The following is a 20,229-nucleotide window of genomic DNA, read 5'->3' on the forward strand; positions in this document are numbered from 1 at the left end:
GGCGTAACCGATGATCATCGATCCGAGCGGGCGCGGACCGACGATGCGGCAGTTGCTCATCGCGGGCGTCGCCGGCCTCACGGTCTTCGCCATCATCCTGGGCTTCCTGATGGCCAGGTACAAAGGCTATTTCGTCGAGAAGGTCAACGTCACCGCGAACCTCACCACCACCGGTGACGGTCTCCCGGAGAACGCCGACGTGAAGTTCCGCGGCGTCCTGGTCGGCGCGGTCCGCGATGTGTCCGTGGCCGCCAAGGGCGAGCTGCAGGAAGTCCACATCGAGATGAAGCCGGAGTTCACCGACGGCATCCCGGCGAACGTGACGGCCCGCGTGGTCCCGTCCAACCTGTTCGCGGTCACCTCGGTGGAGCTGGTCTACAACGGCAGCGACGGTTCGCATCTGAAGGAGGGTTCGCAGATCGCGGAGGACCGCTCCAAGGGCACCATCGCGCTGCAGGACACGCTCACCACGGTGCGCAACATCCTCAGCAAGATCGATCCCATCCAGTTCGGCCGGGTGCTCGGCACCCTGTCGTACGCGCTGGACGGCAGCGGCCGCATGCCCGGCTCCACCATCGAGCGCGTGGATCGCTGGCTGCTCGCGGTGGACGAGTCGATTCCGGACCTGGGCGTCATGCTCACCGACTTCTCCGATTCGTTCCACGCGCTGAACCAGTCCGCGCCCGAACTCATGGGCGTGCTGGCGGATTCGGTGAAGACCGCGCAGACCATCTCCGATCGGCGCGGTGAGCTCATCGCGCTCATCGCGGGCGCGTCGGGCACCGTCGACAAGGTCAACGGTCTCTTCGCGCGCAATCCCGATGTGGGCAAGCAGGTCACCACCGGCACCAGCGCGCTGTTCGGCGCGCTGTCCGACGACCCGAACGCGATCCCGCTGGCCATCAAGAACCTGAACGTGTCCATTCAGAAGCTGATGTCGACCTTCCACTGGGGTCCGCAGCGGCAGATGGTCTGGAACCTGGGCCTGACCTTCACCCCGTACAAGCCGTGGAGCCGCGAGGACTGCCCGCGCTACGGCGAGCTGGCCGGCCCGAGCTGCGGCACCGCGCCGGAGGTCTCGGATCCGGGCACGCTGCCGGAGTCGTTGCGGCCCAAGGCCCTGGACTCGGCCGCCGGCCTCGGTCCCTTCACGCTGCCGCCGGGTCTCGCGGGCCTGCCGGGCCTGACCACCGGTGGCGAGATCACCCAGCCGGATCCGCAGGCGGGCAATCCCTTCGCGGGCACCCCGCTGCAGGGGTTGTTCCCGAACCTGGTGCCGCCGGCCGCGCCCGCCGCACCCGCGGCGGATCCCGCCGCGGCCCCCGCCGCCGGCCCGATCTCCTACAACTCGGACGACGCCATCACCCAGCTCCTGGGCCGTCGCCCGACCGCCGGTGAGTACCTGCTGCTCAGCTCGATCCTTAGGGGTGGAACGTTGCAAGTGACCGAAACCGGGGCCGGTCGATGAGCATTCGTAAACCGCTGATCGGCTTCACCCTCTTCGCCGTGGTGGCGATCCTGGTGACCACGGTCATCTGGAACACGCTGGCGCGCACCGTGGACGGGAAGACCAACACCTACACGGCCACCTTCAGCGACGTGCTCGGCCTGCGCGAGGGCGACGACGTCCGCATGGCGGGCGTGCGCGTCGGCAAGGTCGAGAAGATCGAGCTGGACAAGAAGAACGACGCCGAGGTGACCTTCATCGTGCAGCGCGATCAGACGCTGTTCGGCGACACCAAGGCGCTGGTGCGGTACCAGAACCTGATCGGGCAGCGCTACATCGCGCTGGCTCCGGACAAGAAGGGCGGCGATCACACGCCGCTGAAGAACAAGGCCTCGATCCCGATCGAGCGCACCGAGCCGTCGTTCGACATCTCGGGGCTGCTCAACGGTTTCCAGCCGCTGTTCGAGGTGCTGCAGCCGGAGCAGGTCAACAACCTGTCCAACACGTTCATCCAGGCGCTGCAGGGCGACAACGTCTCGCTGTCCGCGTTCATCACCCAGTCCGCGGCGCTGGCCAGCGATTTCCAGCGGCGCGACGCCATCCTCTCGGACGTGATCACCAATCTCTCCGGTGTCATGTCGGGCCTGGCCAAGCGCGGCGACGAACTGGAAACCCTGGTGACCCAGACTCGTTCGCTCATCGGCGGGCTGTACGAGCAGGGCCAGTCGCTGCAGGCGTCCACGGTGCAGATCGCCGACGCCACCACCGCGCTGGTCGGCATGCTCGGCCTCATCCAGCCCAAGCTGGCCCTGGCGCAGACCTCGACCCGCGACGCCCTGACCCTGCTGCTCGCCAACGGCGACAAGCTGGACAAGGCCGCGGTCGATCTGCCCGGCATCCTGTCCGACGTCGGCAAGTTCACCCAGAACGGCGCATACGCCAACGCGTATATCTGCAGCCTGGATGTCTCGCTGTACGGTGTCCTCTTCCCGCGCGGTCTGTTCAGTCAGATCGGCGGCAACAACCACTCGGCGGTGTGCCGGCCATGATGGCGAAACTCAAGTCCCGCTTCGATTCCAACCGCAATTTCTGGCTCGGCCTGCTCGGCGCCGCGATCGTGGTCGGCCTGCTGCTGGCCTCCAGCGTGTTCAACATGCTCGGGGTCGGTGAACAGAGCGTCAAGGCCGAGTTCGCGCAGACCGCCGGCATCAAGGTCGGCGACAAGGTCGCGGTCTCGGGCGTGTCGGTGGGCCGGGTCTCCGGCGCCGAACTCGAGGGCGACCACGTGCTGATCACGCTGTCCATCAACGACGACGTGAAGCTCGGCGCCGACGCCCGCGCCTCGATCAAGATGGCGACCCTGCTGGGCGCCCGCTTCCTGGACCTGGATCCGGGCGACGGCACCGGCCTGCCGGGCAAGAGAATCCCCAAGTCCAACACCTCCGTTCCCTACAACCTGTCCGATGTGGTGCAGGAGGGCACGCCGAAGTTCGAGAACCTGGACACGGTCAAGCTCGCCGAGTCGCTCGACCTGATCAACCAGCAGCTGGGCGACACCCCGCAGCTCACCGTGCAGGCGCTGGACTCGATCGGCGCGCTGGCCAAGACGATGAACGATCGCAAGGACGCGGTCGATCAGCTGCTCAAGGACCTGGACCGGGTCACCCGGATCCTGGGCGACAACCGCAACAGCGTGCTGCTGGTCATCACCCAGGGCGAGGCCATCGCCAGCCGGGTGATGGAGCGCCAGGCCCTGCTGCGGACGTTGCTGGACAACGTCGCTCAGCTCAGCGGGCAGCTGCAGGCCATCGGATCCGAGAACAACGATCTGTTCGGCCCGACCCTGATCCAGCTCAACACCATGGCCGACGGTCTGCAGAAGAACAAGGACAACCTGGACCGGCTGTTGCAGATCATGCCGCCGGCGGTGCGGCAGTTCAACAACGTCTTCGGCAACGGCAACTACGGCGAGGTCGCCCTGCCGTGGCTGTTCCCGGACAACTGGTTGTGCTCCGTCCAGGTGATCGAGGGGTGCGTGCAGAAATGAAATCCATGAATCTCGCCCGAATCGCCAAGGCGGGCATGATCGGCGCGGCCACCCTGGCCGTGGCCAGCTGCTCGATCGTGCCGCTCGGGGTGAAGGACGCGGTCGGGCAGACCCAGCACATCACCGCCGACTTCCTCAACATCGCGGGCATGTTCGAGGGCAACCCGGTCACCGTGCTCGGCCTCGAGGTCGGCAAGGTCGACAAGATCGTGCCCAAGGGTCAGTACGTCGAGGTCCACCTGACCGTGGACAAGGGTGTCGAACTGCCGAAGAACGTTGTCGCGGCGCTGATCTCGCCGTCCATCGTGACCGACCGTCACATCGAGCTGGCGCCGCGCTACACCGGCGGGGAGAAGCTGAAGGACGGCGCGCACCTGACCGTTCAGCAGACCAAGACCCCGGTCGAGCTGGACACCATGATCAAGACCATCGACGCCTTCTCCGCCGCGCTCAAGCCGCAGGAGGGCCAGGAGGGCGTCGGGCCGCTCTCGGGTCGCGTGCTCTACCCGATGATGAACGGCAACGGCGAGAAGCTGCGCGACGTCCTGAACTCGCTCTCGGGTGCGCTCAAGCTCGGCGTCGACAACAAGGACGCCATCTCCACCATCATCATCAAGCTGAACGAGCTCACCACGATGCTGGCCGACAACGACCAGTCGGTGCGCGACTTCAGCAATCGCCTCACCCAGATGAGCACGCTGCTCGCCGAGCAGGCCCCCGGCCTGCAGGCCACCCTGGATCAGCTGAACGCCTTCCTGGGCAACACCAGTGGCGCGTTCTCCCAGTACGCCGACCAGCTCAACGGCACGCTGACCGGACTCACCGCGGTGACCCAGCAGCTGCGCGACAACGCCGCCGGCGTGGTCGAGATCGTCGACGTGGCGCCGCTGCTCATGCAGAACCTGGACCGCTCGGTCAACCGCGAGAAGGGCTTCATCCGCCTGCACGGTCTGATCGGCACGGCGCTGTCCGGTGAGATCATCAGCGTGTTCTGCGAACGCGTGCAGATGAAGGCGGACGGCTGCCGCACCGGAAAGATCGAGGACATGGGACCCGATTTCGGCCTCACCGCCGCGATGTTGGGACTGACGCGATGAACAATCGATTCCTGCAGCAGCTGAAGGCGAGTACCCGCACCCGCCGCGCCGTGGTGGCCATCGCGGCCACCACCGCGCTCGCCACCTCCGGCTGCGGTCTGACCGTGGAGAGTCTGCCGCTGCCCAAACCCGGTGCGGGCGAGGACACCTACACCATTCACGCGGTCTTCGAGAACGCGCTGAACCTGCCCGATCAGGCGAAGGTCAAGATCGGCGGCTCGGACGTCGGCGTGGTCACCAAGATCACGACCAAGGATTTCCAGGCCATCGTGGACCTCGACATCCGCAAGGACATCGAGCTGCCGGCGAACTCCACCGCCGAGCTACGCCAGGCGACCCCGCTCGGTGACGTCTTCGTCGCGGTGTCCAAGCCCAAGTCCGGCGAGGCCGGGCCCGCGCTGAAGGACGGCGAGACGCTGACCCAGACCTCGGCGGGCGCGACGGTCGAGGAGCTGCTGCTCTCGGTGTCGTTGCTGTTCAACGGCGGTGGCATCGCGAGCCTGTCCAAGCTCATGGCCGAACTCGATTCGATCGTGGGCGGCCGCGGACCGCAGCTGGCGCACCTGCTCACCGAGATGACCGGCATCGTCGGCAGTCTCAACGCCAACAGCCAGAACATCGACAACGTGCTCGCCAACTTCGGCGCGCTCGCGGACACCCTCGAGACCAATCGCGGTGAGCTGGGCCAGGTCGCGGACACGCTGCCGGGCATGATCGGCGCCATCGCCGAGAACAACCAGGCCATCGCGCAATTGCTGGAGAAGGTCTCGACAACCAGTGCGGCCCTGGGCGATTACGCCAACACCACCCAGGACGAACTGGCCAGCCTGCTCGACAACGTGCATCAGCTGATGGACGCGCTGGCCCGCACCGAGGCGGACTTCGGTCCGATGCTCGACGGCCTGCACGACATCCGCCCGCTGGCCGACGCGTCGTTCAAGGGCAACACGCTCGCGGTCGGGGCGACCCTGACCATGCTCGACATCGGGCTGCTCACCGATCCGGCCAACAGCAAGTTCCCGGATCTCCGCGATCTCAACGATTTCGCCGGCAGCCTCATCCAGGTGCTGCAGATCGTCCAAGGCAGAATCAACGGGGGCCACCGGTGAACTGGGTGAAGAACCACAAGAACCTGGTCTCCAACGGAGCCCTGGTGCTGATCCTGCTGGTGGGCGCGGCGTACCTGGCCGTGAGCGTCATGCGGATCAACCCGACCCGCGAAACCTACCGGGTGACGGTCAATCTCGACCGGTCCGGTGGTCTGCAGGCCGGCAACGACGTGACCCTGCGCGGCTACCGCATCGGCAAGGTCACCCAGATCAAGCTGGTCGACAAGGGCGCGGCGCTGGCCGCGACCGTCGAGATCGATTCCAAGTACCGCATTCCCAAGGACACCGTGGTGTCGGTCGGCGCGCTGTCGGGCGCCGGTGAGCAGTACATCGACTTCCGGCCGGCCTCGGACGGCGCGCCGTTCCTGGGCAACAACGATGTCGTGCAGTTCGACAAGGACAAGGTCAAGACGCCGACCCCGGTGTGGTCGGTGCTCGACAACGCCAGCGAACTCATCGCGCAGGTCAACCCGGATCAGTTCAGCGTCATCCTGACCGAGCTCGACACCGCGCTGTCCGGCGGGCCGGATCAGCTGCGCTCGCTCATCGACGGCATCAGCCTGGCCACCACCGGCCTGGACAATCTGCTGCCGCAGACCACCAACCTGATCCGCAATCTGCAGACCATCAACGCCACGACCTCGCTCGCGCAGCCGGATCTGGGTACGCTGACTGCTAACTCGTCTGTGCTGTTCCGGCAGTTCAACGATGCCAACGCCGAGCTCCAGACGATCCTGGAGCAGGCACCCGGGCAGTTCGAGTCGCTCGGCGCGGTCCTGGATCGCACCGCCGACCCGATGAGCAGCCTGGCCGCCAATTTCGCCGCCGTCACCAAGGCGGCGCAGTTGCGGGTCCCGGCACTGCGCGCGCTGTTCCCCTCGCTCGTGGTGGGCACCTCGGCCATGGGCGTACCCGCTCATGACGGCGAGTTCTATACGATCCTGGATATCTGGCCCCGGCCGAGCTGCGAATACCCCACCGCCAAGGTGCGCAACGAGGCGGCGACCGAAGGTTCGCTGCCGAAGTGGACCGGCTACTGCGTCAACCCCGACGCGGGTACCCAGATTCGTGGCTCGGGCAACGCGCCGCGGCCGAACGTGCCGGACAACGGCGCGCTGCCGCCGGCGGGCGCCGATCCGAGCGAGCGGACGCTGCCGCCGATCAAATAACAGAACTCCACCGCGCAGCGGTGCAAAAATCCGGCTACCGGCGGCGATCGCCGCCGGTTCCGGCATACTCGCTGAACTGAACCGAGACGGTGCGTCCGCAGCGCGCCGGGAAAGGTGGGGATCGATCCATGTCGGATGACGCCGCCCAGGACAAGACAACTGAAGACCAGGCCACCACCAAGGCCGACGCCGTAGCCCCTGGGAGCGGTTCCGAGAGCGGTTCCGGCGCCGATGCCGAGACCGCGAAGATCCCCGCCGCGGACGCGGCGGCCGAGCAGGCGCCCGCCGCCAAGCCGGAGCTGACCAAGGAGTCGGACACGGCCGCGATCCCGCAGCCGCCCAAGTCCGCGGCCAAGGAGCCCAAGGCGTCCAAGGCTCCGGCGCCCGCCGCGTCCGGCGGTGGCCGGTTCGGCAAGGGGCCGGTCCCGCTCATCGCCGCTTTCGCCGCGGGCGTGGTGCTGGTGGCCGCGGTCGCGGCCGGCGTGGTGCTGTGGAAGCAGGCCGACGACAGCAAGCAGGAGATCGAGGCGCGCGACGCCGCGACCGCCGCGGCCTGCGATTTCGGCAAGGCCGTCTCCAACTACGACGCCAAGAGCCTGGACGACTACTTCACCCGGGTGAAGGACCTGTCCACCGGGCAGTGGCTGTCCTTCTTCGACGGCGCGTCCGGCGCGCTGAAGGAGGCCATGTCCAGCGTGCAGGCCAAGTCCACGCTGGACGAGATCCATTGCGCGTGGGAGTCGGGCGACGACAGCAAGGCCAAGGTCGTGCTGATCCTGACCCAGGTCCGGTCCAACGGCGTGGTGGCCCAGTCCGACATGCTGACCGTGCCGGGCGTGGCGGAACTGGAGAACACGGACGGCGTCTGGAAGGTCGCCAACTTCGACTCCCCCGCCATGAAGAGCCTCGCCGGCCCGACCGGCGGTGGCGGCGCGGCGCCGAGCACCGCGCCCGCGCCGAGCACCGCCCCGGCCCCCGGCAACTAGTCGAGCCGATCTTCGGCGACCGCCGCCCGTGCAGGATCCACGGGCGGCGGTTTCGTCGTATCCGGGCGTGTCGCCACGCCGGTGCAGGCCCGAAAGGCCGTGTCTCAGAACAGGGTCAGCGCGTCCGCGACCGGTGCGTTCTTGGCCGCGGTCGCGCGGCGGCGGGGCGTCTTCGCGGTGTGCGCGCTCGCGGGCAGCGCGGTGGCGACGGCCGGTGCGGCGGGCGCGGGCTGCGGGGTGATCACCGGGATCGGCTCGGTGACGGGCTCGGCGGGCAGCGGTTCGATCCGCGGCTCGGCCGGCGCCGGTTCGGTGGCGGCGAGTACTCCGGCGGCGTTGCTGCCGGGCGCGTCGGTGCCGACGCCGGACGCGGCGACCTTGCGGGCGGCCTGTCCGGCCAACGTGTCGGCCTGCTCGTTGAAGTAGTTGCCCACGTGGCCGCGCACCCAGCGGAATCGGACCGGACCGGGCCGGGCGGCGATGGCCCGGTCGATCTCGCGAATCAGCTCGATGTTCTTCACGTCGGCGCCGCTCGAGGTGCGCCAGCCGTTGCGCCGCCAGCCGTTGATCCACTCGGAGGCGCATTTGATGGCGTAGAGCGAGTCGCTCTCGATGAGCAGCGGTTCGGAGCCCGAGTGCGCGCGCACGGCTTCCAGCAGCGCGCGGAGTTCGGCGATCTGGTTGGTGCCCGAGACCGCACCGCCGTCGCCCGACCCGCCCGCGTGATTGACCCAGGCCCAGCCGATGGCGCCGCCCGGGTTCCGCAGGCACGATCCGTCGGTGCTCACGATGATCATGCTGGTTACCCTACGCAATCCGGCCGACAAGATCCGTTCCGTGGAATTCCTCTATCTCCCTACGCAATTGCGACTCGGTACGCCGAACCGCTGATTGTACGGCGGCTGCCAGCATACGGGAGAGCAGTCGCCCGGTGAGTCCCGGCGGCGTCCAGTACTCGGTTTCCGAGGTCAGCACGGCGCGGCCGTAGCCGAGCGGGTCGAAGCGCAGCTTGATCACCGCGAGGGGATCGGCGCAGCCGGTGGCCGCCCGTTCGTCCTCGCCACGCCGCGCGGGCGCCGGCTTCCCCTTCCGGCGCCTGCGCAGCGTGTACTCGATGACCGCGTTGCGGCGGTACTCGGTGATCTCACACTCGACCGTGGGATGCCACGGGCCGACCCGGAGGGTCGTCGCGAAGACGGCTCCCGAACCGTGATCGGATTCCCCGATCGGTTCGAAGGCCGCCACGGTGAAGGCCCAGTCCGGCACGAACTGATGGTTGTCCGTGTACGTGAACGCGACCTCGACCGGCGCACCGACGTCACTCGCGTATTTGATGTGGCCCATAGGCTGCTCCCTGTCCCACGGCTGCCAACAAAAGTACTACAGCAATCCTATTTATTAAATGGATACCCGGATATCGCGGGTGCCGATGTGGATATCCAGCGCTCGCCCGGCAATTCCCCCGATTTCGGTCAATTGTCCAATTGTGCGGCGATGTGCTCGGCGATCGGCAGCGCCGAGGTGGCCGCCGGGGACGGGGCGTTGAGCACGTGCACCGAGCGCGGCGTCCGCTCGATCAGGAAGTCGTGCGCCAGCGTGCCGTCGCGCAGCACCGCCTGCGCCCGGATGCCCGCGGTGCGCGGGAGCAGGTCCGCCGCGGTCAGTTCGGGGCAGTAGCGGCGGCACTCGGCCAGATATCCGCGCTTGAACAGCGAGTTCCGCATCTCGCGCAGTCCGGTCCGCACGTTGGCCGCGGCCACCCGGTGAAAACCGGGGAACCCCAGCACCTCTCGCGCGTCCCGCAGATTCACGCTGCCCTTGGGGTAGCCCTCGCGGGCGAGCCCGAGCACCGCGTTCGGGCCGACGGTCAGCTCGCCGTCGATCGTCGGGCTCAAATGCACGCCCAGGAAGGGCAATTCGGGATCCGGAATGGGATAGATGAGGGTGCGCACCAGATTCCGGCGATGCGCCGGCAACCGGTAGTACTCGCCGCGGAACGGCACGATGCGCAGGTCGAGATCGAGACCGGCGAGCCGGGCCAGGCGATCGGCCTGCAAACCCCCGCAGACCACCAGCCGGGCCGTGCGCCAGGTGCCCGCGGGCCCGGAAACCGTTACCGCGTCCTCGTTCTCGCCGATCGCGGTGATCTCCGCGCCCAGCACGATCTCGCCGCCGCCCGCGCGCACCCGGTCCGCCAGCGCCTCGGTGACGCGGGTGTAGTCGATGATCCCGGTGCTCGGGACGAACAGCGCGCCGACCCCGCGCACCCGGGGTTCGCGCCGCCGGAGTTCGGCGGCGTCCAGCAGTTCCACCTCGACGTCGTTGGTGACGGACCGCTCGTAGAGGGCCAGCATGCGGGCGTGCTCGGCGGCGTCGGTGGCCACCAGCAGTTTTCCGCACACCTCGAACGGAATCCCGTGCTCGGCGGCGAAGGTCTTGGTCCACTCCGCGCCTTCGCGGCACAGCCGGGCCTTGAGGCTGCCCGGCTCGTAGTAGATGCCCGAGTGGATGACCCCGCTGTTGTGCCCGGTCTGGTGGACGGCGAGCCGGTCCGCCTTCTCGAGCAGGAGCAGACGGGCGCCCGGATGCCGTTCGAGCAGGCGGTGCGCGGTGGCCACCCCGACGATGCCGCCGCCGATCACGCAGTAGTCGTACACGGGGGAAGTCTCACACAGCGGTGCCGTCCGGCGTGTCGGGCGACCCCTCCCGGGTGCCGGCGGGGTCGAGCGTGTCGGCCGCGCCGGGGTGTTCGGGTACGACGGGGTGTTCCGGTGTGGCGAACTCGCCGGTGGCGGCGGTGGCCGCCGGCGCGGGGTGGCGGGCCAGCTGCAGGCCGTGGGCCCCGATGGCCGGATCGGACAGGGTCAGGGTGACCTCGCCGCGCCGGGTGTCGAGATCGGTGCGCAATTGGGTGACCGCGCTCGGATTGCTGCCGACCACGCCGAGCTGTTCGCCGATCGGCCCGCGCAGCACCAGGTCGGCGAGGGTGGCGAACAGGTTGGTGTCCACGGTGAAGGTCAGCGAATTGCGCTGCACGGGAAGCACTTGCGCGCCGACGTAGGTGTTTCCGACCCGCAGTTGCCCGGCCAGCGCGGAGCTCTGCGGCCGCGGCGCCTCGTCGGCGGTGACGCCCTGCGTCGTGGCCGGTCCGTCGTGGTTGATCGCCACCGTGCGCGGGTGTCCGAGCAGCGCTGCGATATCGGTTCTTTCGGCGAGCGGCACGACGTCGCCCGGGTAGCGATCCGCGCTCACCGCGGTGCGATCCCGCGCGGGCGCTGGTCCGGCGAGGATGCTGTCCGAATGCTGTACGCCCGCCATCTGATTGGCGATGTAGGCGCCCGCGGTGACGGTGAGGCCGATGCTGGCCATGGCGGCGGTGACGACGGCGGTGTAGCGGGCCGCCTGTGCCGCGCGCCGGGTCGACCGGACGGCCTGCGTCGCGAGTTCGTGCGACATGACTGGTGCGTCCTTCCTCTCCCCTGGTCCCCCTGCGTCTTTCGACGCCCACGACCCGCACCATTGAAAGTCGTACGCGCGTCCAGGTTACGGCGGCGCGCGGTGGCGGCAGTCGTCGATGAGAGCAGGATCACAGCATGGAACGCATATCGCGGTGGCCAGCGATTCCACGGGAACGGAGAGGTTTCCGCCCTCGAAAGGGTGGGTAAATACCGGGTAGCGGCGAGCGCCAACTCGACTGCCATCGAGGACTTCCGGCCAATGTCGTCCGGTCGCACCAGGCACGGCGCACCCACGGTGGCGCTCGCTCGCTCCTTGCCTCCTGGAATGGGACTCGGGGCAGATGTCGCGCCGACATCGCCTCAGGTGAAGGTCCGACGGGCCGGAGGCCGGGATCGACGGCAGGTCAGTGGAACTGGCCTGCCGTTCGTCCTGTTCCGGGCGGGCCCGCGAAAGCCTGTGCCAGACCCAGCCATTCGGCCACGTCCGCGCCCTCGATCTCGAGTGCGAGATCGTCCAGGTGCCGGCGCTGGGTGACGGCGAGACAGAAGTCCAGGGCGGGTCCGCGCAACCGCTGTGCCGCGTCCTCGGGGCCCCACGCCCAGGTGTCGCCGTCCGGCGCGGTGAGTTCGATGCGGAACTCCTCGGCGGGCACGGCCCGATTGTTGGTGATGTACGCGAAGTTTCGGGTGCGCACGCCCAGGTGGGCGATGTTGCGCAGCCGGGCGGTCGGCGTGCGCGTGACCCCGAGCGCGTCGGCCACGTCCTGCCCGTGCGCCCAGGTCTCCATGAGCCGGGCGGTGATCATGGACGCGGCGCTCATGGGCGGGCCGAACCAGGGGAGTTTGACTCCGGCCGGAACGACGCGCAGCGCCTCGACCAGGGCGGCGCGGTCGCGGCGCCAGGCGGCGAGCAGGTCGGCGGGCGGCTGTTCGGCCGCGATCTCGGCGGCTTCGTCCACGAAGGTCAGCGCCCGGGGGAGGGCTTCCTGCACCAGTGCGCCGAAGCGCTCGGCGTCGGTGGCGGCGATGACCGAGACCTGATCGGTCCAGTGCAGATGCCCGATCTGATGGGCGATGGTCCAGCCGGCGGCGGGGGTGTCCTGCGTCCAGTCGACCCTGTCCAGGTCGGCGACCAGCGCGTCCAGGTCACCGCATTCGGCGGTGAAGTCGGCCAGTAGCGCCTCGAGATCGGCCATCGCAAGTCCTTGTCGCCGCGCGGAAACCGGTCGTCCACCGTGCCGGTGAATGCCGTCGACGGTCAGCATCGCAGTGCGGCCAGAAAAATGCAAGCGTGCGTGCTTGTATTTACGGCGACGCTGTTAGCGCAGGTGAGCGACTTTCTGGCTACCAGCCGAACAGGGCCAGGTGCACCCCGCCGACGGCGAGTCCGAGCACCGCGCCGTGCAGGTAGAGCAGCCACGCGTCCTGCTCCACCGAGGCGTAGAACATCTCCATGAACTCGCCGGGGGTGAGAAGCTGCAGTTTGCGCGCGGCGAATTCGTCGATCTTCTTGGCCTGGGCGGCGGCGAATTCCGGATCCTCGGTGAGGCTGGGGGCCAGGCCCGCCGCGGCGCCGGCGGCGCCGACCTTGAGATTGTCGAACTGCCGCGCCCCGAAGGCGGCGCGCACGAAGGTGTGGGTCGGCCCGAGCTGGCGATGGATCTCGGCGGAGATGAGCCGTTCGAGCAGCTGGCGGGTCTTGTCGCCGTTGGGCCCGTCCAGCAGTTCCTCGGCCAGGTTGGGCAGGGTCAGCACCTGGTAGGCCAGGATGTGCGCGAGGTCGGCGGCGGCCTCGGGCTGCCGCTTGGCCAGCAGCGCCTGCTTCCACAGGTATTTGTAGCGCGGCTGCGGATCGCCGGGCTCGAACATCATCTTGATGGCGATGACGTTGACGGCCACGCCGATGGCGGCGGCCGCGGTGAGGATGACGGCCCAGCCCGGGATCCAGCCGATGACCGGAATGCTCTGGTGCACATGCATGTACAGCGCGAGCAGCAGGCCGAACGGCGCGCCCAGCAGGCCGATGCGCACCATGAACTTGAGCTCGGGCGCGGCGACGGTGGTGGTGAGGTCCTTCAGGATGTGCGGGTTCTGCCGCAGGTACCGGATGACGAAGGCCTTGATGTCGATGAGCTGATCGACATTGTCGCCGAGTTGTTCGAAGGCGGTGCGGGCCAGCGTGGGCAGTTCGCGCTCGATGCGCTGGTACAGCACGTTGCGGACCGCGCGCGGCACCGCGTTCCAGATGTCCGGGTTCTCCCGCAGCATCACCTCGTTGACCAGGGACGGCACCTGCTTGCGCCCGACCTCGGCGATGTAGTCGGCGATGCCGTCCAGGTCGAGTTCGCGAATGAAGTCCCGGGGACTGCCGATTCGCATGATGGCCACGTCCACGCAGATGCTCGCCATCTTCTCGGCGCGGGCGGGGATGAAGCCCTGGAAGCCCAGGCGTTTGCCGTCGCCGGAGAAGGTGGGCAGCACCTGGACCCGGCGCGGGAAGTAGGGGTAGAGCAGTTCGAGGCCGGGGATGCGGAATCCGCGAAAGTAGACCGGCCAGAACAGCATCAGCACGCCGGTCCAGTTGGTGAGCCAGCCGGCGATGGCGCTGAAGAGCGGGAAGCTGATCAGATCCACGACGAGTTTTGACTGGCCGGTCAGCTCTTCCCAATTGATGAAGACGCCCGAGGCCAGTGTCGTCATGCTGCGTCCCCCTGCGCGTTCGATGCCCGAGACGCCTGCCACTCGAGACAAGCGTCGGTCAACACTCTCACCGGCGGCGGATGGTGTCAAAAGGTCCATGGCCTCGGCGAACGTGTCGGCGCGGCCGGGTCCGGCGCGTGCTCCGGGGTCCGGCAAACATGTGGCTTCCGGTGGATAGGGTGGGGCGAAATATCGGCATACCGCGCGGCGGGCGCGCGGACCGGGAATACTGGTCAATCGACCAGAAGGAAAGGGTGAGGGAGATCCCGATGACCGTCGACCGCCGTGGCTTTCTGACCGGCGCCGCCACCGCCGCGAGTGTCGCGACCCTGGCCGCCGCGGCCGGGCCCGCCTGGGCCGAGCCCGCACCCGCGCCGGCCGTGACGAAGTTCCCCTTCCCCGACGGCGCCGACCTGCGCGTGCTGATCACCGGCGACGCGGGCACCGGCGCCCGCCCGCAGTGGGCGGTCGCCGACGCGATCCGCGCGCTGCACGCGGAGAATCCGTTCGCGCTGGCGCTCGGCCTGGGCGACAACGTGTACGAGTCGGGTCCGTGGGCCAGTGACGACGCGCAGTTCGCCGCCAAGTTCGAGGACCCCAATCACGGCCTCGATTTCCCCTGGATCATGGTGCAGGGCAACCACGACAACTCCTCGATCATCCCCGGCGACGGCGGCTGGCTGCTGCGCGGCGATCACGAGGTGGCCTATCACGCCAGGTCCCCGCGCTGGTGGATGCCCGCTCGCTACTACTCGGTCCCGGTCGGCCCGCCCGGTCGCCCGGTGGTCGAGTTCTTCGTGCTCGACCTGAACCCGATCGCGGCGTATCTCCCGCCCCTGTTCGCCCCCTTCTGGGCCGCCGACGGTCAGTTCATGACCGAGCAGGCGGCCTGGCTGGATCGCGCCCTCGACGAGTCCACCGCCCAGTGGAAGATCGTCTGCACCCACCACCCGTATCTGAGCAACGGCAGCCACGGCAACGCCGGCGCCTACGAGGGCCTGACGATCGAGCCGATCAACGGCAACCACGTGAAGACGTTCTTCGAAACGCACGTCCTGGGCCGCGCGAACTACGTCCTCTCCGGCCACGACCACTGCCTCCAGGTCCTGGAGCCGACCCCCGCGACGAAGGGCACCCGCCAACTGGTCTCCGGCGCCGCGGCCAAAACGAACTCCGGCTCCCACGCGAAGGGCGCGACGACCCCGGCCCTGTACGAGAATTTCACCGATCTGGGCTTCATGGTCCTGGACCTGACTCCGTCGACCGCCGACCTCGCCGTCTATACCGTGGATCCGTCAACCGGCCGGCCCGTCAACGCTTTCCAACGTCGCCTGGCCTGAACGTCCCCAAGTCCCGGCTCCCGCAACCACTTCGGCTGCGGGAGCGGATTCAAACGCGTCGACGCCCATCGATCACGCAGTGAGTTCAGTCGGGCTTCTTTTCGACCTGTCGGTGCGCGTGTGCGCACAACTGCCGAAGCTCCAGGTTGGCCAGTATGAACACCATGTGGGCCGGGAGTTCGTACGGGCGCAGTGTCTGCCCCCGCCTACGCCGGTTGGCCGCCTGCCGACATGCCGGACGGCAGTACCGCCTTGGGCGCCCCCGTTTTTCGCGTCGTAACGCTCCCCCACAGGTTTCACACGCGATTCCGGTGAGCGTGGCGTCGCCGGATCCTTCGAACAGCGCTCGCAGCTCCGGACGGCGAAACCCTGCGAGCATCGCAGCGAAGCCAGCGCTGGGGTTTTCGTCGTCGCGAAGGTCCTCGATCATGTCCACCAGCTCGGAGAGTTGATAGAAGAACGCGGTGGCATTGATGCCCAGTGATTCACCGATAAGGGCGTCCGCTTCTTTCCACGTCGATGCATGAGCGATGTGCTCGCCCACCCCGTCACGCCTCTCTGTCCGGCGTCTCATCTCGTTCCCTCTTGGTGGGTCGGGTCAGCCGGTGCTGTCGATGCGCGGCGCGGCAGGCGCCGCGGCCCTGCGGATCGGCGGGCCAGGATCGCGGTGAACGCTTCGAATACACGGGGCACGTCCTCAGGATGCGCACGTCTAATGGCCGTTATCCCTAGAACGATGACAGCTATCGCAAGCACGAGTACAGGCAACTGAACCCAGAACACCGTCCACGCTCCGGCGGCCGAGACGACAGCGTCCATCGATACCTCCTCAAACGACGAAAGGCCCCCGGCATACGCCGGAGGCCTCGGTGGGTAAACGAAAAATGCCCCATACCAAGTGGTTTGGGGCAGGTTGGACATAGCTGTGGCCAACTGGCGTGAACGCTACTGCGAGCTTGCCTGCCAGTCAAACCTGATGGTCAGAGGGGGTGCCGACCTGCGGATCGCTTTCGCCCTTCCAGGTCAATTTCGTCACGCGCGGTCCCCACAGTGGTCGCCTGTGTCCTCTGGCCCGCTCATTCGAGCGCTGCGCCACAATTGGCCGCGCCGAGGGAGTCCGCTAGGACCAGTCCATCGCTTCCAGGTGCGCGAACTGGCCGACCCACTCGGCCGTGGCCTCGATATCGTCCATCAGGCGTACCGCCAACGTCTGGTTGCGTGGTGCGGTGAGCTCGGCGGCGACGGTGATGCCGAGGTCCCTGGTGCTCTCGCCCGCGCGGAACCAGGTGTGGTCGATCTCGGTGACCACGACGCTGAGCTCGTCGCCGAACTTGCCGTTGAAGTTCAGGCGCTCCCCGACCCGGGGCAGGGCCGGGCCGTAGGCGTTGAACGTGATCGCCCCCTCCCCGTCCGGGCCTTCGACCAGAATCCATACCCGATAGCGCAACAGAGCGCCGGTGTCGTATGCGTTGTCGGACAACACTTCCCCCTCGTGTCGGATTGCTGTTTGTCACCCGGCGCGCAGGTGGTCGGCCTTCGTCCGCTGGTGATCTCGACCGGTCCGGTGATGCGCCTTCGGGAGTGGATCGCTCAGTTCACAGGTCGACGCCGTAGATGGTGCGGTTCGCCTCATCGTGCTCATGGTGGGTGAGAAGTTGCCAGAACCCGGGCGAGTAGATCCGTGTGCCGTAGGTCTTGCTCTCCACCTTCAGGACCCCGGAGCCGTAGATGGTGTATCTGTCGCCGTCGCCGAATTCGATTCCGGCCGGTGATGCGTCGTCGGAAGTGTGCACGGTGAACGCCATGTTCCCGATTATCAAGTCAGACACGGATATTCGTGTCGCATTGCGAGATGATCGAAGTTCCCTACCTCCGAAGAGATCTCTGAAGGCCTCGAAGAACCTAGGTCTGAGCTTGCTTCTGTCCCCTGAACGAGGCCGCCGCACTCCCGGATCCGGCCGCGTCCCTGTCCGTCGAACTGTCCGACGCGGGCACATCCGGGAAAACAGCGACCAAGCGCCCCGCTCTCGAATCAGGGCTTCAGCACGATCCGAATCGGGTTGCCCTCCTTGGCTTCCAGCGCGTGGACCGCCTTGGCGGCGTCCGCCAAAGGCACCACCGCGCTCACCGACCGCGAGAAGTCGACCCGCTGCAACCCCTGCAACTTCACCAGCTGAGTCACATGCTCGGGCCCCGACCCGTAATGCCCGCGCAGTTGCTGCTGGAAGAAGCTGAAGGCGGTCCCGCCGGACACCGTGATCGGCTTGTCGGTCAGGCCGACCAGGACCAGGCGGCCCTGGGGGCCCAGGCACACCACGGCCTGTTCGCGGACAGCCGCGACGCCGGCGAAGTCGAAGGCCGCGGCCAGGCCGGTGCCGGTCGCGGCGAAGATCTTGGCGCGCAGCTCCGGGTCGGCGGGGTCGAAGGCCAGATCGGCGCCGAACTCCAGGGCGCGGTCGCGGGCTGCGGGCAGCGGGTCCACCGCGATGATCGGCGCGGCGCCGACCAGGCGCAGGAGCTGCACGCCGTGTGCGCCGAGGCCGCCGACGCCCCAGACGCCCACCGGCTCACCGGCTTTGATCTCGGCGGTCGCGGTGATGGCCGCCCAGGGGGTGGAGACCGCGTCGGGGATGAAGCACGCCTGCTCGAAGGGCAGCTCGTCGGGAATCGGCACCAGCGTGTCGACCCGGGCCAGGGTGTATTCGGCCCAGCCGCCGTCGTAGTCGACGCCGCGGGTGAAGGTGGCCTGGCCGCGCATCTCCCCGGCCTGCAACAGGACTCGGTCGCCGATCTCGGGTCCGGTGACGCCCGGTCCCAGGGCGTGCACGGTGCCCGCGACCTCGTGCCCGAGGGTGACGACGTCGCCCTTCAGGAACAGCGGGGTCAGGGTGCCGTCGATGAGGTGCACGTCCGACAGGCACACCCCTGCCGCCTCCACCTTGATCAGCACGTGATCGGGGCCCGGTTCGGGGATCGGCACCTCGTCGAGTTCCAACCGGCGGTTCGGTCCCAGGTGTAGACGCGCGGCGAGCATGGTCATCGACTCCTCGTGGCAGATCGGTTCGGGCACTCCGACCGCCATGCTAGGCCGATCGCGTGCCGGGTTCGGGTGATCGCCCGGGCTGTGGTTCGGTGGTGGGGTCCCGGCGGGGACCGGACGGGAGGTCGGTGCGATGGTCGACGGCGGCGTGGAATTCACGGTGGATGCCCTGCGGGTGCAACCCGGGCGGCGACTCGGCGGCCAGGTGCGTCTGACCGGTGGCTCGGACCCGATGACGGTGTCGCGCACCCGGATCCAGGTGAACTGCCGGAACCCCACCGACTGGGACGACGACCTCGGCTCCGCCCGGCACCGGATCTACCTCGACGAGACGGTGGCGACCGACACCCGGGTCCGGGACTCGGGCTCGGTCCTGATCCCCTTCCGCATCCGGATCCCGTGGGACACGGCCCTGACCGAATCGCGCGGCAAACCGATCCATCCCCTGTCGATGGACATCCGCGTGATCGCCGAGCGCGCGGGTGCGCTCGCGCTCGGACACACCCGCCCCCTGCGCGTGGTGCCGCTCCCCGCCCAGCTCGCCGTCCTGAACGCCGCCGTTGCCCTCGGCGCGGAGCCGAAGACGAGCCGGCTGTTCGACGGCGGCCAGGTTTTCGAGCTGTCCGGTCTACCTGGCCGACCCGCCCCGGGCCCCCGCCTGGCGCTCGCCACCACCGAAAACACGCTGGCGGTGAGCTGGTACGAACTCGGCGGCCCCACCGCGGACTCCATCGAGCTCACCCACGAACAGGCGGCGGCCGAGCCCTGGACCGACCGCCTGGGGGAGTGGTTCACCCGCCGCCCGTCCCCGCATCTGCCCCCGCCCCCACCGTCACTCTGACCCATCGCCAAATCCGCCGACGGTCGATGGGTACGGCGGTCCTTCACGCGCCCGGCCGGCCCGTATCCGGCTGAACGCGTTCAGCTTTCGGCCGCCACCGGCGCCGGAACCACGGGAGACAGGTGCTCGGCGAAGAACTCGCCGACGATCGCCGTAACCTCCGGCGCCCGTTCCAGCATCGCGACATGCCCGCAGCCGTCCAGCCATTCGGCGCGTTCGGGGCGCAGGGCTGCGTTCACGGTCCGGCCGGCGGCGGCGGACAGGATCCGGTTCTCGGTGCCCCAGATCGTGCAGACCGGGGGCAGCGCGTCGCGATCGGGCCAGTCGTCCAGGGTGGCGAAGGAACCCAGGTCGCGGACCAGGCCCACCAGGGCGCGGGCGGGGAACCCGGCGGCCAGCGGGGTGACGTACGGGCACTCGCGGTAGGCGCGGCCGCTGCTGAACCAGGTGCGAATCGTGGTGCGCGCGAACCATTCCGGGGTGTGCCAGCCGCCGAGCACCCGGGCGCCGAACCCGGGCAGGCCGCGGGTGACGCGCGCCGCGAGGCCGAGATCGCCGTGCATGGCGGTGTTCTCGGTGAGCGGGTTGATCGCCACCACCGCGCGCACGAGCCCGGGTTCGCGGCGGGCCAGGGTGAGGCTGATGGCCGCGCCGAGACAGTTGCCGACCAGGCCGATGCCGGTGAGCTCGTGCCGAATCACGAACTCCCGCACCAGTTCGGTGTAGCGCTCGAGGGTGTAGCCGGCCGCGGGCCGGTCCGAGGATCCGTAGCCGGGCAGGTCCAGCGCGTACACCCGATGGTTCCGGGCCAGCGCGGTGAGCTGCGGCATCCAGATCAGGTGTGAGGAACCGGCGTTGTGCAGCATGAGCACCGGCGGGCCGTCGTCCCCCTGCCGGAGATACGCGATACGGGTGCCGTCGAATTCGAACTCGTTCATGACGCTCCAGGGCTTCGTTGCCGATGGTCTCGCACCCATCGTGCGCCGCGCGGTGCG

Annotated in this window: 20 protein-coding genes; 9 read left to right on the plus strand and 11 right to left on the minus strand. The window is 68.4% G+C overall.

All coding sequences use genetic code 11. The annotated features are described in order from the left end of the window. Positions 1-10 precede the first annotated feature (10 nt). The 7 genes from ACWIGI_RS04010 (at position 11) to ACWIGI_RS04040 (ending at position 7,855) form a co-directional block, all read left to right on the plus strand. Positions 11-1,468, plus strand: coding sequence for an MlaD family protein (locus ACWIGI_RS04010; protein WP_454200847.1), 1,458 nt, complete (start codon positions 11-13; stop codon positions 1,466-1,468). Continuing rightward, positions 1,465-2,496 carry an MCE family protein gene (locus ACWIGI_RS04015; protein ID WP_454200848.1) on the plus strand — a complete coding sequence of 344 codons (1,032 nt, stop codon included), beginning with the start codon at positions 1,465-1,467 and terminating at the stop codon, positions 2,494-2,496. Before ACWIGI_RS04010 ends, ACWIGI_RS04015 begins: the two co-directional genes overlap by 4 nt. After that, positions 2,496-3,494: an MCE family protein gene (locus tag ACWIGI_RS04020; RefSeq protein WP_454201024.1), complete on the plus strand. Its 999-nt coding sequence runs from the start codon at positions 2,496-2,498 to the stop codon at positions 3,492-3,494. The genes ACWIGI_RS04015 and ACWIGI_RS04020 overlap by 1 nt, the downstream gene beginning before the upstream one ends. Positions 3,495-3,499: 5 nt before the next feature. After that, positions 3,500-4,591 carry an MCE family protein gene (locus ACWIGI_RS04025; protein ID WP_454200849.1) on the plus strand — a complete coding sequence of 364 codons (1,092 nt, stop codon included), beginning with the start codon at positions 3,500-3,502 and terminating at the stop codon, positions 4,589-4,591. After that, entirely contained in the window at positions 4,588-5,700 is a 1,113-nt protein-coding gene (locus tag ACWIGI_RS04030; RefSeq protein WP_454200850.1) for an MCE family protein, read from the plus strand. The genes ACWIGI_RS04025 and ACWIGI_RS04030 overlap by 4 nt, the downstream gene beginning before the upstream one ends. A gap of 5 nt (positions 5,701-5,705) precedes the next feature. After that, positions 5,706-6,869, plus strand: coding sequence for an MlaD family protein (locus ACWIGI_RS04035; RefSeq protein WP_454200851.1), 1,164 nt, complete (start codon positions 5,706-5,708; stop codon positions 6,867-6,869). A 128-nt stretch (positions 6,870-6,997) separates the two neighbouring features. Beyond that, positions 6,998-7,855, plus strand: a complete 858-nt coding sequence (locus ACWIGI_RS04040; RefSeq protein WP_454200852.1) for a hypothetical protein — start codon at positions 6,998-7,000, stop codon at positions 7,853-7,855. A 104-nt stretch (positions 7,856-7,959) separates the two neighbouring features. Here the strand turns inward: ACWIGI_RS04040 and ACWIGI_RS04045 are convergent, their stop codons facing one another. The 6 genes from ACWIGI_RS04045 to ACWIGI_RS04070 form a co-directional block, all read right to left on the minus strand. Further along, complete coding sequence (locus ACWIGI_RS04045) at positions 7,960-8,652, minus strand: ribonuclease H family protein (RefSeq protein WP_454200853.1); 693 nt, start codon at positions 8,650-8,652, stop codon at positions 7,960-7,962. Positions 8,653-8,662: 10 nt separating this feature from the next. Beyond that, positions 8,663-9,199, minus strand: coding sequence for an SRPBCC family protein (locus tag ACWIGI_RS04050; protein ID WP_454200854.1), 537 nt, complete (start codon positions 9,197-9,199; stop codon positions 8,663-8,665). A gap of 128 nt (positions 9,200-9,327) precedes the next feature. Then, complete coding sequence (gene lhgO, locus ACWIGI_RS04055; RefSeq protein ID WP_454200855.1) at positions 9,328-10,512, minus strand: L-2-hydroxyglutarate oxidase; 1,185 nt, start codon at positions 10,510-10,512, stop codon at positions 9,328-9,330. A gap of 10 nt (positions 10,513-10,522) precedes the next feature. Then, positions 10,523-11,311, minus strand: coding sequence for a hypothetical protein (locus tag ACWIGI_RS04060; protein ID WP_454200856.1), 789 nt, complete (start codon positions 11,309-11,311; stop codon positions 10,523-10,525). 406 nt (positions 11,312-11,717) lie between these two features. Then, positions 11,718-12,509, minus strand: coding sequence for a TIGR03084 family metal-binding protein (locus ACWIGI_RS04065; RefSeq protein ID WP_454200857.1), 792 nt, complete (start codon positions 12,507-12,509; stop codon positions 11,718-11,720). Between the two features lie 148 nt (positions 12,510-12,657). After that, on the minus strand, positions 12,658-14,013 hold the full coding sequence (locus ACWIGI_RS04070) for a hypothetical protein (protein WP_454200858.1): 1,356 nt from the start codon (positions 14,011-14,013) through the stop codon (positions 12,658-12,660). 269 nt (positions 14,014-14,282) lie between these two features. Between ACWIGI_RS04070 and ACWIGI_RS04075 the strand changes: the two genes are divergently transcribed. Then, positions 14,283-15,353 (plus strand): metallophosphoesterase, encoded by a 1,071-nt coding sequence (locus ACWIGI_RS04075; protein ID WP_454200859.1) that lies wholly within the window; start codon positions 14,283-14,285, stop codon positions 15,351-15,353. Between the two features lie 85 nt (positions 15,354-15,438). On the opposite strand, the gene ACWIGI_RS04080 is transcribed toward ACWIGI_RS04075, so the two are convergent. The 4 genes from ACWIGI_RS04080 to ACWIGI_RS04095 form a co-directional block, all read right to left on the minus strand. Beyond that, on the minus strand, positions 15,439-15,897 hold the full coding sequence (locus tag ACWIGI_RS04080; protein ID WP_454200860.1) for a hypothetical protein: 459 nt from the start codon (positions 15,895-15,897) through the stop codon (positions 15,439-15,441). 576 nt (positions 15,898-16,473) lie between these two features. Continuing rightward, on the minus strand, positions 16,474-16,833 hold the full coding sequence (locus tag ACWIGI_RS04085) for a hypothetical protein (RefSeq protein WP_454200861.1): 360 nt from the start codon (positions 16,831-16,833) through the stop codon (positions 16,474-16,476). A gap of 115 nt (positions 16,834-16,948) precedes the next feature. After that, on the minus strand, positions 16,949-17,158 hold the full coding sequence (locus ACWIGI_RS04090) for a hypothetical protein (protein WP_454200862.1): 210 nt from the start codon (positions 17,156-17,158) through the stop codon (positions 16,949-16,951). Between the two features lie 227 nt (positions 17,159-17,385). Beyond that, complete coding sequence (locus ACWIGI_RS04095) at positions 17,386-18,435, minus strand: zinc-binding dehydrogenase (RefSeq protein ID WP_454200863.1); 1,050 nt, start codon at positions 18,433-18,435, stop codon at positions 17,386-17,388. A gap of 91 nt (positions 18,436-18,526) precedes the next feature. Between ACWIGI_RS04095 and ACWIGI_RS04100 the strand changes: the two genes are divergently transcribed. Next, positions 18,527-19,234 carry a sporulation protein gene (locus tag ACWIGI_RS04100; protein WP_454200864.1) on the plus strand — a complete coding sequence of 236 codons (708 nt, stop codon included), beginning with the start codon at positions 18,527-18,529 and terminating at the stop codon, positions 19,232-19,234. 80 nt (positions 19,235-19,314) lie between these two features. Here ACWIGI_RS04100 and ACWIGI_RS04105 read toward each other — a convergent pair whose 3' ends face one another. Further along, a complete protein-coding gene (locus ACWIGI_RS04105) occupies positions 19,315-20,172 on the minus strand; it encodes an alpha/beta fold hydrolase (protein WP_454200865.1) in 858 nt (285 codons plus the stop codon). Positions 20,173-20,229: the final 57 nt, after the last annotated feature.

The sequence above is a fragment of the Nocardia sp. NPDC055321 genome (assembly GCF_053645575.1).

Excerpts from the sequence above, each read along its gene's own strand:
- ACWIGI_RS04095 (WP_454200863.1), bottom strand. The coding sequence starts at position 18,435 with ATGGCGGTCGGAGTGCCCGAACCGATCTGCCACGAGGAGTCGATGACC.
- ACWIGI_RS04060 (WP_454200856.1), bottom strand. The coding sequence starts at position 11,311 with ATGTCGCACGAACTCGCGACGCAGGCCGTCCGGTCGACCCGGCGCGCG.
- ACWIGI_RS04050 (WP_454200854.1), bottom strand. The coding sequence starts at position 9,199 with ATGGGCCACATCAAATACGCGAGTGACGTCGGTGCGCCGGTCGAGGTC.
- ACWIGI_RS04015 (WP_454200848.1), top strand. The coding sequence starts at position 1,465 with ATGAGCATTCGTAAACCGCTGATCGGCTTCACCCTCTTCGCCGTGGTG.
- ACWIGI_RS04065 (WP_454200857.1), bottom strand. The coding sequence starts at position 12,509 with ATGGCCGATCTCGAGGCGCTACTGGCCGACTTCACCGCCGAATGCGGT.
- ACWIGI_RS04040 (WP_454200852.1), top strand. The coding sequence starts at position 6,998 with ATGTCGGATGACGCCGCCCAGGACAAGACAACTGAAGACCAGGCCACC.
- ACWIGI_RS04105 (WP_454200865.1), bottom strand. The coding sequence starts at position 20,172 with ATGAACGAGTTCGAATTCGACGGCACCCGTATCGCGTATCTCCGGCAG.
- ACWIGI_RS04010 (WP_454200847.1), top strand. The coding sequence starts at position 11 with ATGATCATCGATCCGAGCGGGCGCGGACCGACGATGCGGCAGTTGCTC.
- ACWIGI_RS04025 (WP_454200849.1), top strand. The coding sequence starts at position 3,500 with ATGAATCTCGCCCGAATCGCCAAGGCGGGCATGATCGGCGCGGCCACC.
- ACWIGI_RS04045 (WP_454200853.1), bottom strand. The coding sequence starts at position 8,652 with ATGATCATCGTGAGCACCGACGGATCGTGCCTGCGGAACCCGGGCGGC.
- ACWIGI_RS04075 (WP_454200859.1), top strand. The coding sequence starts at position 14,283 with ATGACCGTCGACCGCCGTGGCTTTCTGACCGGCGCCGCCACCGCCGCG.
- ACWIGI_RS04070 (WP_454200858.1), bottom strand. The coding sequence starts at position 14,013 with ATGACGACACTGGCCTCGGGCGTCTTCATCAATTGGGAAGAGCTGACC.
- ACWIGI_RS04100 (WP_454200864.1), top strand. The coding sequence starts at position 18,527 with ATGGTCGACGGCGGCGTGGAATTCACGGTGGATGCCCTGCGGGTGCAA.
- ACWIGI_RS04020 (WP_454201024.1), top strand. The coding sequence starts at position 2,496 with ATGGCGAAACTCAAGTCCCGCTTCGATTCCAACCGCAATTTCTGGCTC.
- ACWIGI_RS04030 (WP_454200850.1), top strand. The coding sequence starts at position 4,588 with ATGAACAATCGATTCCTGCAGCAGCTGAAGGCGAGTACCCGCACCCGC.
- ACWIGI_RS04090 (WP_454200862.1), bottom strand. The coding sequence starts at position 17,158 with ATGGCGTTCACCGTGCACACTTCCGACGACGCATCACCGGCCGGAATC.